Source organism: Micromonospora sp. M61 (assembly GCF_018070245.1).
Lineage (GTDB): Bacteria > Actinomycetota > Actinomycetes > Mycobacteriales > Micromonosporaceae > Micromonospora > Micromonospora zamorensis.
Map to the genome: position 1 here is coordinate 1 of NZ_JAGPYA010000071.1, position 17,338 is coordinate 17,338.

At 71.9% G+C, this 17,338-nt stretch carries 16 protein-coding genes and 1 pseudogene; 13 read left to right on the top strand and 4 right to left on the bottom strand.

Going from position 1 to position 17,338, the window contains the following annotated elements; all coding sequences use genetic code 11:
• A partial coding sequence (gene aceE, locus KBX34_RS28760; protein WP_210928072.1) for a pyruvate dehydrogenase (acetyl-transferring), homodimeric type occupies window positions 1–1,827 on the top strand: 1,827 nt, incomplete at its 5' end.
• Window positions 1,828–2,099: 272 nt separating this feature from the next.
• Here the strand turns inward: aceE and KBX34_RS28765 are convergent.
• Complete coding sequence (locus tag KBX34_RS28765; protein ID WP_088949558.1) at window positions 2,100–2,546, bottom strand: SRPBCC domain-containing protein; 447 nt, start codon at window positions 2,544–2,546, stop codon at window positions 2,100–2,102.
• Window positions 2,547–2,733: 187 nt separating this feature from the next.
• On the opposite strand from KBX34_RS28765, the gene KBX34_RS28770 reads away from it, so the two are divergent.
• Genes KBX34_RS28770 through gltX form a run of 3 tightly spaced genes read left to right on the top strand, consistent with a single transcriptional unit; the run spans window position 2,734 to window position 6,817 of the window.
• Window positions 2,734–4,083, top strand: a complete 1,350-nt coding sequence (locus KBX34_RS28770) for a GH1 family beta-glucosidase (protein WP_210928074.1) — start codon at window positions 2,734–2,736, stop codon at window positions 4,081–4,083.
• Window positions 4,080–5,357, top strand: coding sequence for an MFS transporter (locus tag KBX34_RS28775; protein WP_210928076.1), 1,278 nt, complete (start codon window positions 4,080–4,082; stop codon window positions 5,355–5,357). Before KBX34_RS28770 ends, KBX34_RS28775 begins: the two co-directional genes overlap by 4 nt.
• A gap of 50 nt (window positions 5,358–5,407) precedes the next feature.
• Window positions 5,408–6,817: a glutamate--tRNA ligase gene (gene gltX, locus KBX34_RS28780; protein ID WP_307871517.1), complete on the top strand. Its 1,410-nt coding sequence runs from the start codon at window positions 5,408–5,410 to the stop codon at window positions 6,815–6,817.
• Between the two features lie 63 nt (window positions 6,818–6,880).
• On the opposite strand, the gene KBX34_RS28785 is transcribed toward gltX, so the two are convergent.
• Window positions 6,881–7,546, bottom strand: coding sequence for a copper resistance CopC family protein (locus KBX34_RS28785; RefSeq protein ID WP_247672354.1), 666 nt, complete (start codon window positions 7,544–7,546; stop codon window positions 6,881–6,883).
• 240 nt (window positions 7,547–7,786) lie between these two features.
• Here KBX34_RS28785 and KBX34_RS28790 point away from each other — a divergent pair, with 240 nt between their 5' ends.
• Complete coding sequence (locus KBX34_RS28790; RefSeq protein ID WP_210928080.1) at window positions 7,787–8,437, top strand: hypothetical protein; 651 nt, start codon at window positions 7,787–7,789, stop codon at window positions 8,435–8,437.
• Window positions 8,438–8,455: 18 nt separating this feature from the next.
• Here the strand turns inward: KBX34_RS28790 and KBX34_RS28795 are convergent, their stop codons facing one another.
• Window positions 8,456–8,785, bottom strand: coding sequence for a hypothetical protein (locus KBX34_RS28795; RefSeq protein WP_210928081.1), 330 nt, complete (start codon window positions 8,783–8,785; stop codon window positions 8,456–8,458).
• A gap of 213 nt (window positions 8,786–8,998) precedes the next feature.
• Entirely contained in the window at window positions 8,999–9,541 is a 543-nt protein-coding gene (locus KBX34_RS28800) for an orotate phosphoribosyltransferase (RefSeq protein ID WP_210928083.1), read from the bottom strand.
• Between the two features lie 119 nt (window positions 9,542–9,660).
• Between KBX34_RS28800 and KBX34_RS28805 the strand changes: the two genes are divergently transcribed.
• The 8 genes and pseudogenes from KBX34_RS28805 to fabF all read left to right on the top strand — a co-directional run bounded on the left by KBX34_RS28805 (window position 9,661) and on the right by fabF (window position 17,310).
• A complete protein-coding gene (locus KBX34_RS28805; protein WP_210928085.1) occupies window positions 9,661–10,866 on the top strand; it encodes a sensor histidine kinase in 1,206 nt (401 codons plus the stop codon).
• Window positions 10,863–11,555 (top strand): response regulator transcription factor, encoded by a 693-nt coding sequence (locus KBX34_RS28810; RefSeq protein WP_210928087.1) that lies wholly within the window; start codon window positions 10,863–10,865, stop codon window positions 11,553–11,555. Before KBX34_RS28805 ends, KBX34_RS28810 begins: the two co-directional genes overlap by 4 nt.
• Window positions 11,556–11,650: 95 nt before the next feature.
• Window positions 11,651–12,499, top strand: coding sequence for a septum formation family protein (locus KBX34_RS28815; RefSeq protein ID WP_210928089.1), 849 nt, complete (start codon window positions 11,651–11,653; stop codon window positions 12,497–12,499).
• 11 nt (window positions 12,500–12,510) lie between these two features.
• Window positions 12,511–13,812 (top strand): CdaR family transcriptional regulator, encoded by a 1,302-nt coding sequence (locus KBX34_RS28820; RefSeq protein ID WP_269458518.1) that lies wholly within the window; start codon window positions 12,511–12,513, stop codon window positions 13,810–13,812.
• Between the two features lie 78 nt (window positions 13,813–13,890).
• Window positions 13,891–14,808: pseudogene (locus KBX34_RS28825) on the top strand (ACP S-malonyltransferase); the annotation flags it as partial.
• A 5-nt stretch (window positions 14,809–14,813) separates the two neighbouring features.
• A complete protein-coding gene (locus tag KBX34_RS28830; RefSeq protein ID WP_088949570.1) occupies window positions 14,814–15,758 on the top strand; it encodes a beta-ketoacyl-ACP synthase III in 945 nt (314 codons plus the stop codon).
• A gap of 83 nt (window positions 15,759–15,841) precedes the next feature.
• Window positions 15,842–16,081: an acyl carrier protein gene (locus KBX34_RS28835; protein ID WP_030330276.1), complete on the top strand. Its 240-nt coding sequence runs from the start codon at window positions 15,842–15,844 to the stop codon at window positions 16,079–16,081.
• A gap of 2 nt (window positions 16,082–16,083) precedes the next feature.
• Window positions 16,084–17,310: a beta-ketoacyl-ACP synthase II gene (gene fabF / locus KBX34_RS28840; RefSeq protein WP_088949571.1), complete on the top strand. Its 1,227-nt coding sequence runs from the start codon at window positions 16,084–16,086 to the stop codon at window positions 17,308–17,310.
• Window positions 17,311–17,338 lie beyond the last annotated feature (28 nt).

Genomic DNA, 17,338 nt, shown 5'->3' on the forward strand with positions numbered 1-17,338 from the left:
AAGGTCGTCTGGGGCCGCGAGTGGGACCCGCTGCTCGCAGCGGACACCGACGGCGCGCTGGTCAACCTCATGAACACCACGACCGACGGCGACTACCAGACCTACAAGGCGGAGTCGGGCGCGTACGTGCGGGAGCACTTCTTCGGGCGCGACGCGCGGACCCGCAAGATGGTCGACCCGCTCAGCGACGACGAGATCTGGAACCTCAAGCGGGGTGGGCACGACTACCGCAAGCTCTACGCGGCCTACAAGGCGGCCACCGAGCACACCGGTCAGCCCACCGTCATCCTGGCGAAGACGATCAAGGGCTGGACGCTCGGCTCGCACTTCGAGGGCCGCAACGCGACCCACCAGATGAAGAAGCTGACGCTGGAGGACCTGAAGACCTTCCGCGACCGGCTCTACCTGGACATCCCGGACAAGGCGCTGGAGGACAACCCCTACCTGCCGCCGTACTACAACCCGGGTGAGAAGTCCGAGGAGATTCAGTACCTCAAGGAGCGCCGCGAGCAGCTCGGCGGCTACCTGCCGTCCCGGCGGACCAGCACCAAGCGGCTGACCGTCCCCGGTCCGGAGCGGTTCGCCGACGTCAAGCGCGGCTCGGGCAAGCAGAAGGTGGCCACCACGATGGCCTTCGTCCGCCTGCTCAAGGACATCATGAAGGACAAGGAGTTCGGCAAGCGCTGGGTGCCGATCATCCCGGACGAGGCCCGCACCTTCGGTCTCGACTCGATCTTCCCCACCGCGAAGATCTACTCGCCGCACGGCCAGCGCTACACCTCGGTCGACCGGGAGCTGTTCCTGTCGTACAAGGAGTCGACGACCGGGCAGATCCTGCACGAGGGGATCAACGAGGCCGGCTCGGTGGCCTCGTTCACCGCGGCCGGTTCGGCGTACGCCACGCACGACGAGCCGATGATCCCGATGTACATCTTCTACTCGATGTTCGGGTTCCAGCGGACCGCCGACGGGCTGTGGGCGGCGGCCGACCAGATGGCCCGGGGCTTCCTGCTCGGCGCCACCGCCGGTCGCACCACGCTCAACGGTGAGGGCCTCCAGCACGAGGACGGCCACTCGATGCTGATCGCCGCCACCAACCCGGCGGTGGTCGCGTACGACCCGGCGTTCTCGTTCGAGATCGCGCACATCATGGAGCACGGCCTGCACCGGATGTACGGGGACGCGCAGGAGAACGTCTTCTACTACCTGACGGTCTACAACGAGCCGATCCTTCAGCCGGCCGAGCCGGCGGGGGTGGACGTGGAGGGCCTGCTCAAGGGCATCTACCGCTACTCCCCCGCACCGGAGGTCGACGGCCCGAAGGCCAACGTGCTCGCCTCGGGCACCGGCATGCAGTGGGCGCTCAAGGCCCAGCAGCTGCTCGCCCAGGACTGGGGGGTGGCCGCCGACGTCTGGTCGGTGACCTCCTGGACCGAGCTGCGCCGCGACGCGGTGGAGACCGAGGAATACAACCTCCTCAACCCGGGCGCCGAGGCGAAGGTTCCGTACATCCAGCAGAAGCTGGCTGACGCGGACGGGCCGAAGGTCGCGGTCAGCGACTGGATGCGTGCGGTGCCGGATCTGATCGCCCGCTGGGTGCCCGGCGACTACACGTCGCTCGGCACCGACGGCTTCGGCATGTCGGACACCCGGCACGCGCTGCGTCGGCACTTCCACGTCGACGCGGAGTCGATCGTGGTGGCCACGCTGCGGCAGCTTGCCCGCAGCGGCGCGGTGGCGGCCACCGTGCCGGCCGAGGCCGCCAAGAAGTACGCGATCGACGACGTCAACGCCGCCCCGGTCGGCGAGACCGGCGGCGACAGCTGATCCAGCACGACCAAGGAAGGGCCCGGCGCAAAAGCGCCGGGCCCTTCCTTCGGTACGACCCACCCCCACTCGGGTCGATCATGGAGTTGTGGTGGGGGACGAAGCTGTCAAGTCACCTCGCACCGGGCACCACAACTCCATGATCGACCGCAGCGGACGGCCCAGCGGAGGGCCCAGCGGCGGTCTGGAGCCGGAAGCGGCGGCGGTCCGGGGTCCCTGGCGGGGATCCGGACCACCGCCGTCGCGGGTGACGCCGGGAGGATGTGCGCTCGTCAGCCGACGGCGGCCAGGTCGGTGAGCCGGGCCAGCGAGTCCTCCAGGTCGGCGCCGACCCGACGTAGTCCGAGGCGCAGCAGGGCCGCCTTGACCGGACCGGCCGGCCAGCGGACGACGATGAGCCGCACGACGGTCCCGCCCTCCTCTTCGTCGGTGGTGAGCTGGACGTAGATCTCGGTGCGCGCCTCCGCACGAGCACCGGCACCCTTGGCCCGTTCCCGCCAGCCGATCAGCGTCGGCTCCTGGTAGGCGATCACCTCGGCCTCATGCGCCGAGCCGCGCCCCGCCTGGACCAGTTGTCGCCGGCCGAAGCCCTCTCCCGAGAGCACTTCGGCCGCGCGGACACCCGCCAACCAGGCCGGCAACTGCTCGGCCCGCTGGACAACATCCCAGACCACTTCAATCGGCGCCGCCACGTGCGCACTGCGTTCAACGAGGATCATTTCCGTCTTCCTCCGGTGAGGACATCCCACGATATCGGCACTCTATGCGTTAAATCGGACTTACCTGGACGCGTTCGGAAAAAGACACGCCGATCAACCATTGCGGATTGCGCCAAGCCGGCCTATGGCGCATTCATCGAGAGCGCCCTAAAGTCCCGAGCACGTTTCACGTTGACCGGGAGGGCGCATGTCGACCGCACCGATGCCCCAGTTCCCCACCGGCTTCCGTTGGGGTGTCTCCACATCGGCCCATCAGATCGAGGGCGCCACAGCGGTCGACGGGCGTGGTCCGTCCATCTGGGACACGTTCGCGCGCTCCCCCGGCCGGATCGGCGACGGCAGCACGGGCGAGGTGGCCTGCGACCACTACCACCGGCACACCGAGGACGTCGCGTTGCTGGCCGGGCTGGGCGTTTCCGCGTACCGGTTCTCGATCGCCTGGCCCCGGGTGCAGCCCACCGGCACGGGCCCGGCCAACCCGGCCGGCCTGGACTTCTACGACCGGCTGGTCGACGAGCTGCTGGCCGCCGGCGTCGACCCCGTGGCGACCCTCTACCACTGGGACCTGCCCCAACCCCTCGAAGACGCCGGCGGCTGGCTGCACCGCGACACCGCCGCCCGGTTCGCCGAGTACGCCGACCTGACCGCCGCCCGACTCGGCGACCGGGTCCGGCTCTGGATCACCCTGAACGAACCATTCATCCACATGAGCCTCGGGTACGGCATGGGAGTGCACGCTCCCGGTCGGATGATGCTCTTCGACGCCTTCCCGGTCGCCCACCACCAACTGCTCGGGCACGGGCTCGCGGTCGCCGCGCTGCGGGCCCGCACCACCAGCCCGGTGGCGATCGCCAACAACTACTCGCCCGTGCGGGTGCTCGGCGACCGCGACGCCGACCGGGCCGCCGGGGCCGCCTACGAGGCGCTGCACAACCGGCTCTTCACCGACCCGCTGCTCGGTCGCGGCTACCCGGAGCTGCCCGGCTTCGACCCGAGCGTCATCCACCCCGGCGACCTCGACACGATCGCCGCGCCGATCGACGTGCTCGGGGTCAACTACTACAACCCCACCGGCGTACGGGCCGCCGAGGAGGGTTCACCGCTCCCGTTCGACCTGGTGCCGCTGGACGGCTACCCGCGTACCGCCTTCGACTGGCCGGTGGCCCCCGACGGGCTGCACGAGCTGCTCGGCTGGCTGCACGACACCTACGGCGACGCGCTGCCACCCATCGAGATCACCGAGAGCGGCTGCGCGTACGACGACGCGCCGGACACCGACGGGCAGGTGGCCGACCCGGAGCGGATCGCGTACCTCGACGGGCACCTGCGCGCGGTCCGGGCCGCCATCGACGACGGAGTCGACGTGCGCGGGTACTTCGTCTGGTCGCTGCTGGACAACTGGGAGTGGGCCGAGGGGTTCACCAAGCGCTTCGGCCTGGTGCACGTCGACTACGCCACCCAGAGGCGTACGCCGAAGTCGTCGTACACCTGGCTGCGGGACGTGATCGCGGCCTCCCGGCCGGGGTCGGCGCGGTGACCACCCTCGACCCGACGCCGGCGTCGCTGCCGGCGGCGCTCGCCGAGCCGACCGTGCCGGTGCGACGCGGCTGGATCGGGTTGATCTTCGCAGCCAACCTCGGCGTCTGGATGGCGTTCTTCACGCCCATCCAGGTGCTGCTGCCCCAGCAGATCGAGCAGATCGCACCCGGCGACAAGGAGAACATGCTGGCCGTGGTCACCGGCCTCGGCGCCTTGGCCGCGGTGCTCGCCAACCCCCTCGCCGGCGCGCTCTCCGACCGCACCTGCCTGCGGGTGGCCGGCCGCGAGTTCGGTCGCCGGCACGTCTGGACGGCGGGCGGGGCCCTGCTGGGCGCGGCGGCCCTGGTGCTGTTGGCCCAGCAGCGGACCATCCTCGGGGTCGCGCTCGGCTGGGTGGCCGCGCAGGTCTGCTTCAACGCGATGCTGGCCAGCCTCAGCGCCGCCGTCCCGGACCGGGTCCCGGTGACCCAGCGCGGTGGCGTCTCGGGCTGGGTGGGCATCCCGCAGGCGCTCGGGCTGGTGCTCGGCGCGGTGCTGGTGACCGCAGTGGTCACCGGCAACGCCGCCGGCTATCTGGCCATCGCCGTGGCCATCCTGCTGTTGTCGCTGCCGTTCGCGCTGTTCACCCCCGACGAGCCGCTGCCACGTACGCACCGGCCCGTGGTGCGCACCCGGGCGTTGCTGGCCTCGATGTGGATCAGCCCGCGTCGGCACCCGGACTTCGCCTGGGCCTGGATCACCCGGTTCCTGGTGCAGCTCGGCAACGCCCTGGGCACCCTCTACCTGCTGTACTTCCTCACCGACGGGGTGGGCCACCCCGATCCTGAGGGTGGGCTGCTGGTGCTGATCCTGCTCTACACGCTCGGCATGATGCTGACCGCTGTGGTCGCCGGACGGCTGTCGGACCGTTCCGGACGCCGCAAGATCTACGTCATCGCGTCCGGGGTGATCATGGCGGTGGCGGCGCTGCTGCTGGCGGTGGCGCCGGTCTGGCCGATGGCGATCGTCGCCGCGCTGTTGCTCGGCGCCGGCTACGGCGTCTACCTCGCCGTGGACGCCGCGTTGATCACGCAGGTGCTGCCCCGGGCCACCGACCGGGCCAAGGACCTGGGCGTCATCAACATCGCGAACTCGGCGCCGCAGGTGCTCGGCCCGGCGCTCTCCGCCCCGCTCGTCGTGTACCTGGGTGGCTATCCCACGCTCTACGCCGTCACCGCTGTGGTCACCCTGATCGGCAGCGCGCTGGTCGTCAAGATCCGCTCGGTTCCCTGAGTCGAGGCCCCTGGCGGAATGCGCTCGACCGTCGCCGTAGGCTGGGGGACGTGACAGTACGTGTGCGCTTCGCCCCCTCCCCGACCGGCATGTTCCACGTCGGCGGCGCCCGCTCGGCGCTGCAGAACTGGATCTACGCCAAGCAGCAGGGCGGGGTGTTCGTGCTGCGTATCGAGGACACCGACGCGGCGCGCAACAAGCCCGAGTGGACCGAGGGGATCCTCTCCGCGCTGGACTGGATCGGCATCTCGCGGGGCAGCTACGAGGGCCCGCACTTCCAGTCGGAGAACGCCGGCGAGCACCGGGCCGCCGCCGCCCGGCTCTACGAGTCGGGTCGCGCCTACTACTGCGACTGCACCCGCGAGGACGTGCAGGCCCGCACCGGCTCGCAGTACCAGGGCTACGACGGCTACCACCGCGACCGTGGGCTCGGCCCGGGCCCGGGGCACGCGCTGCGCTTCCGTACGCCGGACGAGGGCGCGACAGTGGTCGTCGACCTGATCCGCGGTGAGCCCACCTTCGAGAACAAGCTCATCGAGGACTTCGTCATCGCCCGGGGCGACGGCTCGCCGGTCTTCCTGCTGGCCAACGTCGTGGACGACATGACCATGGGGATCACCCACGTGATCCGGGCCGAGGAGCACCTGCCCAACACGCCCAAGCAGCAGCTGCTCTGGGACGCCCTCGGGGTCAAGCCGCCGATCTGGGCCCACGTGCCGGTGGTGGTCAACGAGAAGCGGCAGAAGCTCTCCAAGCGCCGGGACAAGGTCGCTCTGGAGGCGTACCGCGAGGAGGGCTACCTCCCCGGCGCCATGCGCAACTACCTGATGCTGCTCGGCTGGGCGCCGTCGGGCGACCGGGAGATCGTTCCCTGGCCGGTCATCGAGGAGGAGTTCCGGCTCGAAGAGGTCAACCCCTCCCCCGCCTTCTTCGACGAGAAGAAGCTCCGCGCGTTCAACGGCGATTACATTCGCGCGCTGCCGGTGGACGAGTTCATCGACGCCTGCCAGCCGTGGCTGACCGGCACCGGCACCATCGCGCCGCCGCCGTGGCAGCCCGAGGAGTTCGACGCCGACGCGTTCGCCGCAGTCGCCCCGCTGGCCCAGACCCGGATCACGGTGCTCAGCGAGATCGTGCCGAACGTCGACTTCCTCTTCCTGGCCTCGCCACTGATCGACGAGGCCGCATGGACCAAGACGATGAAGGACGGCTCCGCCGAGCTGCTCGACGACGCCGTCGCGGCGTTCGAGGCGCTGGAGTCCTGGGACGCCGAGTCGCTGAAGTCGACGCTGGAGGCGGTCGGCGCCGAGCGTGGCCTCAAGCTCGGCAAGACACAGGCGCCGGTACGCGTCGCGGTCACCGGCCGCACCGTGGGCCTGCCGCTGTTCGAGTCGCTGCAGGTGCTCGGTCGTGAGCGCGCCCTGACCCGGATGCGCGCCGCCCGGCTCCGGCTGGTCTGACCTCCGAGCACCGGCACCGTCTCCGCCGCCGGTCGCCAGCCAACCGGGCTGGTGCCCGGCCGCTCAGCGGCGTCGGGCTCGGAGCCATCGCTGCAACCCGACGACGAGCGCGCCCACCAGCAGGGCCGCCGCGATCGTCCACAGCCAGCCGCGCATCTGGCTGCTCTCCTGCGCGGCCGGCACCGGGCTGCCCGCCGCGGTCGCACCGGCCGTCGCGGTGACGGCCGGGGCCGCCGACGACGCCCCGCCGGCGGTCGGACCCGCCGCCGCGGTCGGGGCGGTGCCACCGGCGGTCGGGGCGGAGCCGCCAGCGGTCGGGGCGGAGCCGCCAGCGGTCGCCGGCGAGGCGGACGGGTCAGCAGCGGTGCCGGTCGTGAGGGTGAACCGCACCTCGCCCTTCACCGGGTGTCCGTCCGAGGACGCGAGCTGGTAACCGACGATGTAGAGCCCGGCCGCCGCCGGCTTGAACGGCACCCGCACCCGGCTGCCGTCGAAGGCCGGCGGGCCGCCAGCGACCACATTGTCCGGCCCGGTTATTGTGATCTTCGTCGTAGCCGGTGCCGGCTTGGCCAGGAACCGCAGCTCGATCTGGGCGGGTGCCGTCGCCACCCGGGCACCGTCGCGCGGGTCGCTGCCAGTCAGCGAGTTGTGCGCGGCGGCTGGCGTTGCCGGCGCCAGGAACGACACACCGAACGCCACGCCGAACACCACTGGCACGACCCGTGCCATACGTGTAACCCTGCCCCCCATGAACCCCTCCGTAAGGGTACGATCCGCCCGCTGATCTAACCGCTCCTCATTAGTCGAGCAGAGATCGCAGATAGTTCCAAATACTGTTCCACAAGCTGCAACTCATCGACGTTTTCCGGAGTCTGTAAGGGTGAGCCCGACCATCTGGTCGGTGCCGCATCGGCAGACCGATCCAGACGTCACAACGATGCCATCCATCGAACGGGGCGAGGAGGCGGGATGGTCCGTCACATGAGGTGGTTGGCAACCGTGCTGGCGGGCGCGCTGGCCACGGCGTTGCTGTCACTCGGCACTGCCGGCCCGGCCTCGGCGGCGCCGAAGCCGCCACCCGCCGGAGTGAACATCGCCGGCGAGGGCCTCTCCGCGCCGTTGCAGTTGCGCGCCGACACCCAGCCCACCCACGTGGGCGCGGTCATCGACCAGGTCAACTTCCTGGCCCACACCGGCATGCCGAAGGGCCCGAAGCCGGCCGACCTCGGTCCGAAGTACACGGTCGTGGTGCTCGCCGGCGAGATGCCGAAGCAGACCTACGATCTCTATCCCAAGGCGGTCGGCGGCCCCCGCGTCTACCGGCCGGCGAAGCAGCCGGACGGCCGCAAGATCAGCGCCGGTTGGTTCCTGGGTCGGCTCAGCATGTCCGAGACCCTGCGCACCGCCGGCGTCCCGCTGGAGCGGCAGTTCGACACTGTCAGCGGCGGCGTGGGCGGCGGCGAACGGGCGCTCCCGGAGAACACGCTCGACCCCGCGAAGGACCTTGACAAGGCGCTCGGCGACCTGCAACGCCTGCTGCTGCTCAACGTCGGGGTGATGCTCACGATCACCGTCGGCCTCGCCGGGATCGCCCTGCTGATCCGTCGCCGCACCCGCTGAGCTACCCCCGCCCGGTGGTCAGCACCAGCGGCGCGGTGGGCGTTGCCGTCGGGTGGCCCGCGGCCGAGGTCGGACCGGGCCGTGCCGATGCGCCCCGGCCCAGCCGGGAAGTTCGCTGAGGCAACCAGCGGGAACGACCGAGTCGGGTTCGGCGAGGATGTTGGGCTCCCCGGAGCGCTGGCGCGGCAGGGCGGCATCGTCGTCGGCCCGGCCGGCGAGCGGCTCCACCGGGTGCGACGGTGCGCCGCCGACCGGCCGGCGGTGCTTGCCAGCCGCCTGCGGGTCGTGGTGCCCCGGTCGGCAGGGCTCGCCCTGGGCGCAGCCGTGCTCGGCCTCCCCGTGCGCCATCCCCGGTCTCCTCACACTCGTCCCAACCTCGGGTGCTCCCCCCGACGTGCCCTGTCACCGTACTGGCCCGGACCGGCGGGCCGCGCGCCGCGTACCCCGGGGTCAAGACCGGGCGGTTCATCCGGACGACGGGGAGCGCGGGAGCTGGTTACGCAGTTCACAGCTTCTTTTCGTGCCGTTCACCGTGGGGGCGCGGCCGGGGCGGCGCGGTGCTCAGCGGGTGCGGTGAGCCTCCAGGTCGGCGCGGGTGAAGAGCGCTCGCAACGCCACGCCGTGGCCGGCGAGCGCCTGCGCTCCACCCTCGGCCCGGTCGATGACGCAGAGGGCGTGCTCCACCCGGGCGCCCAGGTCGCGCAGTTGCCCGGTGGAGATGACCACCTGGCCGCCGGAGGTGACCACGTCCTCGACCACCAGCACCCGCCGACCGACCAGCTCCGCCCCCTCGGCCAGCCGGGCAGTCCCGTACGGCTTGGCGCTCTTGCGGACGAAGGCGCAGGGCAGCCCGGTGTGCCGACCGAGCGCGGTCACCACCGGAATGCCGCCCATCTCCAACCCGGCCAGCACCTCGGTGTCGGTCGGGACCAGGAGCGCCAACTGGGAGGCCACCCGGTCCAACAGACGAGGGTCGGCCTCGAAGCGGTACTTGTCGAAGTACTCGTCGGCGGTCCGCCCGGAGCGGAGCACGAACGTGCCGGTCAGCCGGCAGGTGGTGTCGATCTCGCGAGCCAGCGCGGCCAGGGTTTCCACATCGGTCATGATGATCATTATCGCGGCTGCGGCTCGGGGTCCGCGTACCCCTTTCGGCGCATGTGGGCGTCGTCGGGCTCCTCCTGCCGACGGTGTCCGAGGGTCGGCGGCTGTGGTGGGATCGGGGCATGCGTCCGCCACCGTGGCTCGGCTCCGGCACCCTGGCCCGCGACGTCGCGCTCGCCGGCGCGTCGCTCGTCGGCGGCCTCGTGCTGTACGCCCTGGGGTGGCAACCGCAGGTGCGCCCGAACACGGGCGTGCCGTCGGTGCTGTTCCTGCCGCCGCTGCTGACGATGTGCGTGGCCGTGGGCCTGCGCCGGGTCGCCCCCCGCGCCAGCCTGGCCGTAGGCACCGGGGCGCTGGTCGTGGACACCGCGCTCGGCAACTCGCTCGGGACGATCCTGATCTACACCCAGGTGCTCTACGACGCCTGCGTGTACGGCCCGCCCCGCCTGTGGCGATGGTTGCTGCGGGTGACCATCGCGCTCAGCCTGATCGGTGCGGTCCTCGGCGTCCTCCTCCTCGGCCATTGGCGCGGGGTCACCGTCGGGGTGCTGGTGGTGCTCGCCGGGTTGTTGCCGGTCCTGACCGGGATCAGCGTGCGGCAGTACCGCGACCAGGCCGCCGCCGAGCGGGCGCGGGCCGAGCAGACCGCCCGGCTGGTCGAGATGGACCGCCGGCAGGCGGTCAGCGCAGAGCGCGCCCGGATGGCCCGGGAGCTGCACGACGTCGTCGCCAACCACCTCAGCGCGGTGGCCATCCACGCCACCGCCGTGCTGTCCGTACCCGGGCTGGACCGCGGCCAGGTCGAGTCGGCGTTGCGGGTGATCCGGGAGAGCAGCGTGCAGGGGCTCGCGGAGATGCGTCAGATGATCGAGGTGTTGCGCGAGCCGGGGACCACCGGTGGGCCGGCCCCGGTGGGAGACGACCCGGCCGTGCCGGAGATGGTCAGCGCGCGGCTGGCGGAGGCGGACGGGTTGGTCGAGCGGATCCGCGCTGCCGGCCTGGCGGTGCGCGTCCGCACCGACGGCACGCCGGGGCCGCTGCCGGTGGCGGTGGACCTGGCCGCGTACCGGATCGTGCAGGAGTCGCTGACCAACGCGCTCAAGCACGGCACGGGTGAGGCCGATCTGACGATCGCGTACGGCTCGGCGGAGGTGGTGCTGACGGTGGAGAACCCGGTGCGCCGGAACGGGATCGGTCTGACCGGCGCCGGCGCCGGGCTGATCGGGATGCGGGAGCGGACCACACTGCTGGCTGGTCGACTCACCGCCGGGCCCCAGGACGGTCGCTGGCTGGTCCGGGCCGCCCTGCCCACCGGGGAGTGCGGGTGACCGGGCCGTCGGGAGACGCGGGCGCGGCAACGGTACGGGTGGTGCTCGCCGACGACCAGCCAGCGGTACGGGCGGGGCTGGCCCTGATCCTGGGTGGCTCACCGGGCATCGAGGTGGTCGGCGAGGCGGCCGACGGCGACGAGGCGGTGCGGTTGTGTCGGGAGTCGCGCCCGGACGTGGCGGTGCTGGACGTCCGCATGCCCCGCCGGGACGGGATCTCCGCGACCCGGGCCATCGTCGCCGACGGGCTCGCCGACGTGCTGGTGCTCACCACCTTCGACCTCGACGAGTACGTCTTCGGCGCGTTGCGTGCCGGCGCGGCCGGGTTCCTGCTGAAGGACACCGACGCCGACGGCCTGGTGACCGCTGTGCGTACGGTGGCGCGCGGCGACGGCTTCATCGCCCCCGCGGTGACCCGCCGGTTGATCACCGCTTTCGCGGCCACCGCGCCGGGCGCGTCCGCGGCCACCCGGGCCGCGCTGGGCACCCTCACCCCGCGCGAGCGGGACGTGCTGGCCTGCCTCGGCCTGGGCCTGTCCAACCAGCAGATCGCCGATCGGCTGGTGCTGGCCGAGAGCACCACCAAGACACATGTGAGCCGGATCCTCGCGAAGCTGGGCCTGCGTAGCCGGGTGCAGGCCGCGATCCTGGCCCAGGAGCTGGGGCTGACCGCTCCCCCACAACCCTGAGCGCGCGTGTCCACTTCGGACACCCACAGACCGCCCGTCTGCCGTACGCTGCGCGCCACCGGTGCCGATGCCGGCCGCTGAGAAATGGGGAGACCGTGCGACGGTGGTGGGGGACGACGATCCTGACGGCGCTGATCGTGGGGGTCGGTGGTTGTGACAGCAGCCCCTCCGAGGAGTCAGCCTCGACCTTCGCCCCCAAGGCGGGCGTGTGCCACGCCACCGCTTCCGACGAGCGCAGCCCCGAGGCGTACACCCCGATCCCCTGCTCCTCGAAGCACGAGGCGGAGACGTTCCTGGTCGGCCGGATCTCCGGCGCGGAGGGTGCCGCACCGAAGCCGCCGGCCGCCGACAGCGACGGGCTGTGGCGGCTGTACGAATCCTGCGACAGCGAGGCCGCCCGTTTCCTGGGCGGCGAGTGGCGCGAGTCGCGGCTGGCGATGCGGACGCTGACCCCGTCGGCCACGCGATGGAAGGCGGGTGAGCGGTGGTACCGCTGTGACCTGGTGGAGATGAATGCCGTGGACCGGTGGTCGCCGAACCCGCGGGCGAACAGCCTGCGCAACGGTCTGACCGGTGATTCGCCGCTGCGGTTGAGCTGTTTCACCGAACCGGAAGAGACCTCCGAGGCCCTCGTCAACCTGCCGCCCACCGACTGCAAGGGGCCGCACGCCACCGAGTTCGCCGGCCTCTGGTGGCCCGGTCCGGAGATCGCGGAGGTCACCGAGGAGATCATGGAGGCGGGGTGCCTGTCGGTCATCGCACAGCACGTCGGGGTGCCGGAGCGGGACCTGGACGGCCGGTTCGAGGTGTTGGCGTACTACCCGACGGACGAACCTGAGTGGCTGGCGGACTACAGCGCCTGGTGCTTCCTCCACGCCCCCGACCGACCGCTCACCACCTCACTGAAGGGTGTCGGCCGAACCGGCCTTGCGGCGGCCCGCTGACCGGTGCCGACGTGGATGGCCTGCTCACCACGTGTCAGGCTAGGGCGGTGAGCACGCCGGGCGGTGGAGACCTGTCGGCCACGCTGCGCCGGATCGAACGTTCGGCGGGGGCGTTGGCCACCTCCAGCGTGGCCCGGATGGACGACACGCTGCCGTGGTTCCGGACCCTGCCGGCCGACCAGCGCTCCTGGGTGATGCTGGTGGCGCAGGCGGGCGCCCGGTCGCTGGTGCAGTGGCTGCGTGACGGCGGCGGCACGGCGGACAGCACCCAGGAGGTCTCGGACGAGGTCTTCGCCGCCGCCCCGCAGGCGCTGGCCCGGTCGATCACCCTCCAGCAGACCGTGGCGTTGATCAAGGTGACCATCGACGTTGTCGAGGAGCAGGTGTCGCACCTGGCCGCCGAGGGTGAGGAGCAGCAGCTCCGCGAGGCGGTGCTGCGCTTCTCCCGGGAGATCGCCTTCGCCGCCGCCCGGGTGTACGCGCGGGCGGCCGAGTCGCGCGGCGCGTGGGACGCCCGGTTGCAGGCCCTGCTGGTCGACGCGCTGCTGCGGGGTGACTCGCCGGACGTGCTGGCCAGTCGGGCCGCCGCGCTCGGCTGGGCGGACGCGCCGCCGGTGGCGGTGGCGGTCGGTCGGTCGCCCGGCGGCGAGGTGTCCGCGGTGCTGCACGTGGTCTACCGGCAGGCCCGCCGAATCGGGGTGGAGGTCATCGGCGGGGTGCACGGCGACCGGCTGGTGATCGTGCTGGGTGGCGCACCGGACCCGTTGACGGCGACCGCCAAGTTGTTGAGCGCGTTCGGGGACGGCCCGGTCGTGGTGGGTCCGGCCGTACCGAGCCTGGACGAGGCGACCGAGTCGGCACGGGCGGCGTTGTCCGGTTTCCGGGCGGCACCGGCATGGCCCAGCGCCCCCCGGCCGGTGCCGGCCGCGGACCTGTTGCCGGAGCGGGCCCTCGCGGGCGACGCGGAGGCCCGTCGGCGGCTGCGGCACGACGTGTACGCGACGCTGGTACGCGCCGGTGGCGAGCTGCTGGCGACCCTGGACGCGTTCCTGGCCGCCGGCGGCACACTGGAGAGCGCAGCGCGGGCGCTGTTCGTTCATCCGAACACCGTGCGTTACCGGTTGCGCCGGATCGCCGAGGTGACCGGCTTCTCGCCGCTGTCACCGCGGGACGCTTTCGCTCTCCAGGTCGCGCTGACAGTGGGTCGGTTGGATCCGGTCGCCCCGCTCATCTCGCCTGTCCCGACTCAGACAATGACCCCGGCCACCCGGAAAACCACCCAAAACGAGGATGATCCCCGCCGATCTTTGTAGGAAACCTCCAAAGGCGCTAGTGCGGTTTGGTCGAAGGCGGCACAGCGTTACCCGCGCGTATCCGGGAGAGTCATAGGCGTGCTCGCCGTACTTAGTCCCGGCCAGGGTTCCCAGAAACCCGGCTTCCTGACCCCCTGGCTCGACCTGACCGGCACCGAGGCGCGTCTGCGCGAGTGGTCGGCGTTGGCCGGGGTCGACCTGATGCATCTGGGCACCACCGCCGACGCCGACGAGATCAAGGACACCGCCCGCACCCAGCCCCTGCTGGTCGCCGCGGCGTTGCTCGCCGGCGAGCACCTGCCGCTGGACGACGTGACGCTCACCGCCGGGCACAGCATCGGCGAGCTGGGCGCTGCCGCCCTGGCCGGCGTGCTGTCAGCCGAAACGGCGATCACCCTCGCTGGCGTCCGCGGCCGGGAGATGGCGGCCGCGTGCGCGCTGGAGCCGACCGGCATGGCCGCGGTGCTCGGCGGCGACCCCGACGAGGTGCTCGCCGCGATCGAGGCGCACGGGCTCTACCCGGGCAACCGCAACGGCGCCGGGCAGATCGTCGCCGCCGGCTCGCTGGACGGGCTCGACAAGCTCGCCGCCGAGCCGCCCGCCCGGGCCCGGATCATCCGGCTCAAGGTGGCCGGAGCGTTCCACACCCCGTACATGGCCCCGGCCGAGACCGCGCTCGCCGCGGTCGCCGCCGAGATCACCCCCGCCGACCCGGTCCGCCTCCTGCTGTCGAACCTCGACGGCACCACCGTCGACACCGGCGCGGACATGGTGCAGCGCCTCGTGCGCCAGGTGACCGCACCGGTGCGCTGGGATCTGTGCATGCGTACGCTGGCTGACCTCGGTGTCACCGGCGTGATCGAGCTACCACCGGCCGGCACCCTCGCCGGGCTGGTCAAACGGGACCTCAAGGGCGACGGAGCCCCGGAGATCGTCACCCTGAACACCCCGGACGACCTGCCGGCCGCACGGGACCTGATCGCCCGCACCGGAGGTCGCTCATGACTGGCAGTCGCATCGTCTCGATGGGGCACTACCAGCCCTCCCGGGTGGTGACCAACGACGACATCGCCCAGCTCGTCGACACCAACGACGAGTGGATCCGCGACCGGGTCGGCATCGTCAGCCGGCGGATCGCCGACAGTGAGACGGTGGCCGACATGGCTGCCGCCGCCGCCGGCAAGGCGCTGGCCAACTCGGGCCTGACCGCCGCCGACATCGACCTGGTCGTCGTCGCCACCTGTACCTCCATCGACCGCAGCCCCAACGTGGCCTGCCGGGTCGCCGCCAAGCTGGGCATCACCGCGCCGGGCGCGTTCGACGTCAACACCGCCTGCTCGGGCTTCGCGTACGCGTTGGGCACCGTCGACCACGCCATCCGGGCCGGCGCGTCGCGCAACGCCCTCGTCATCGGCGCCGAGAAGCTCTCCGACTTCACCGACTGGACCGACCGCTCCACCTGCATCATCTTCGCGGACGGCGCCGGCGCCGCGGTGGTCAGCGCCACCGCCGACGACGAGCCGGCCGGGATCGGGCCGGTGGTCTGGGGTTCGGCGCCGGAGAAGAGCGACGCGGTCCGCATCGAGGGCTGGCGCCCGTACGTCCAGCAGGAGGGGCAGGCGGTCTTCCGCTGGGCCACCACCGCGATCGCGCCACTCGCGCTGCAGGCCTGCGAACGGGCCGGGGTCGACCCTTCGGAGCTGGCCGCGTTCGTGCCGCACCAGGCCAACGCCCGGATCATCGACGGCATCGCCAAGCGGCTCAACATCCCCAACGCGATCATCGCGAAGGACATCGTCGAGTCCGGCAACACCTCCGCCGCGAGCGTGCCGCTGGCCCTGTCCAAGCTGGTCGAGCGCCGGGAGGTGCCCTCGGGCGCACCGGTGCTGCTGTTCGGCTTCGGCGGTGGCCTGACCTACGCCGGTCAGGTCATCCGCTGCCCCTGATGACCCCCTCGGCGCGTACGCGTCCAGGAGCGGCGGTCGGCGACGCCGTCCGCCGGAAACCCCGATGAAAGGAACCAACCGTAATGACCCGTGACGAGATCACCACCGGCCTCGCCGAGATCCTCGAAGAGGTTGCCGGGGTGAACCCGGACGACGTGGCCGAGGGGAAGTCCTTCACCGACGACCTCGACGTCGACTCGCTCTCCATGGTGGAGGTCGTTGTCGCCGCCGAGGAGAAGTTCGGCGTCAAGATCCCGGACAACGAGGTGCAGAACCTCAAGACCGTCGGTGACGCCGTCAGCTACATCGCGGCGCAGTCCTGATCATGAGTCGTCCCGACGTCGTCGTCACCGGGCTCGGCGCGACGACCCCGCTTGGCGGGGACGTCGCGTCGACCTGGGACGCCATGCTCGCCGGCCGCTCCGGGGTGAGTGCCCTCACCCAGGAGTGGGCCGCGCAACTGCCGGTCCGGATCGCCGCCCAGCTGGCCGTGGAGCCGTCCGAGGTGCTGGACCGGGTCCGGCTGCGCCGACTGGACCGTTCCGAAGCGATCGCCATCATCGCGGCGCAGCAGGCCTGGGCGGACGCCGGCCTCGCCGGCTCCGACCTCGACGGGGAGCGGCTGGCCGTCAGCGTCGGCTCCGGCATCGGTGGCGCCACCACCCTGCTCGCCCAGGACGACATCCTGGAGGCCTCCGGGCCACGGCGGGTCTCCCCGCACACCATCCCGATGCTGATGCCGAACGGTCCGGCCGCCTGGGTCGGGCTGGAGCTGGGCGCCAAGGCCGGCGTGCACTCGGTGGCCAGCGCCTGCGCCACCGGCGCCGAGGCCATCGCCCTCGGGCTGGACATCATCCGCGCCGGTCGTGCCGACGTGGTGGTGGCCGGCGGCACCGAGGCGGTCATCCACCCGCTGCCGATCGCCGGCTTCAGCTCGATGCGGGCCATGTCGACCCGCAACGACGACCCCGAGCGCGCCTCCCGCCCGTGGGACCGGGGCCGGGACGGCTTCGTCCTCGGCGAGGGTGCCGGCATCGTGGTGCTGGAGCGGGCCGAGCACGCGGCAGCCCGGGGCGCCCGGGTGTACGCGCGCCTCGCCGGTGCCGGCATCACCTCCGACGCGTACGACATCGTGCAGCCGCACGCCGAGGGTGAGGGCGCCATCCGGGCCATCGCCAAGGCGATTGCGGACGCGGACGTGGCGAAGCGGGACATCGTGCACGTCAACGCGCACGCCACCTCGACCCCGGTCGGGGACATGCTGGAGATCAGCGGGCTGCACAAGGCGCTCGGCGACCACCCGGTGCTGTCCGCGACGAAGTCGATGACGGGTCACCTGCTCGGTGCGGCCGGAGCGCTGGAGTCGATCGCCACCATCCTGGCGATCCGCGACAGTGTCGTCCCTCCGACGATCAACCTCGACGACCCGGAGCCAGGCCTCACCCTGGATGTCGCCGCGCACAAGGCCCGCCACATGGAGATCCCGGCCGCGTTGAACAACGCGTTCGGCTTCGGCGGCCACAACGTGGCGCTCGTCTTCGCCCGGCCCTGAGATCCCGCGGAAGGGCCCCTCCTCGTCG

Excerpts from the sequence above, each read along its gene's own strand:
- KBX34_RS28805 (WP_210928085.1), top strand. The coding sequence starts at position 9,661 with ATGCGTCCGCCACCGTGGCTCGGCTCCGGCACCCTGGCCCGCGACGTC.
- KBX34_RS28830 (WP_088949570.1), top strand. The coding sequence starts at position 14,814 with ATGACTGGCAGTCGCATCGTCTCGATGGGGCACTACCAGCCCTCCCGG.
- KBX34_RS28765 (WP_088949558.1), bottom strand. The coding sequence starts at position 2,546 with ATGATCCTCGTTGAACGCAGTGCGCACGTGGCGGCGCCGATTGAAGTG.
- KBX34_RS28835 (WP_030330276.1), top strand. The coding sequence starts at position 15,842 with ATGACCCGTGACGAGATCACCACCGGCCTCGCCGAGATCCTCGAAGAG.
- KBX34_RS28795 (WP_210928081.1), bottom strand. The coding sequence starts at position 8,785 with ATGGCGCACGGGGAGGCCGAGCACGGCTGCGCCCAGGGCGAGCCCTGC.
- fabF (WP_088949571.1), top strand. The coding sequence starts at position 16,084 with ATGAGTCGTCCCGACGTCGTCGTCACCGGGCTCGGCGCGACGACCCCG.
- KBX34_RS28785 (WP_247672354.1), bottom strand. The coding sequence starts at position 7,546 with ATGGCACGGGTCGTGCCAGTGGTGTTCGGCGTGGCGTTCGGTGTGTCG.
- KBX34_RS28770 (WP_210928074.1), top strand. The coding sequence starts at position 2,734 with ATGTCGACCGCACCGATGCCCCAGTTCCCCACCGGCTTCCGTTGGGGT.
- KBX34_RS28790 (WP_210928080.1), top strand. The coding sequence starts at position 7,787 with ATGGTCCGTCACATGAGGTGGTTGGCAACCGTGCTGGCGGGCGCGCTG.
- KBX34_RS28800 (WP_210928083.1), bottom strand. The coding sequence starts at position 9,541 with ATGACCGATGTGGAAACCCTGGCCGCGCTGGCTCGCGAGATCGACACC.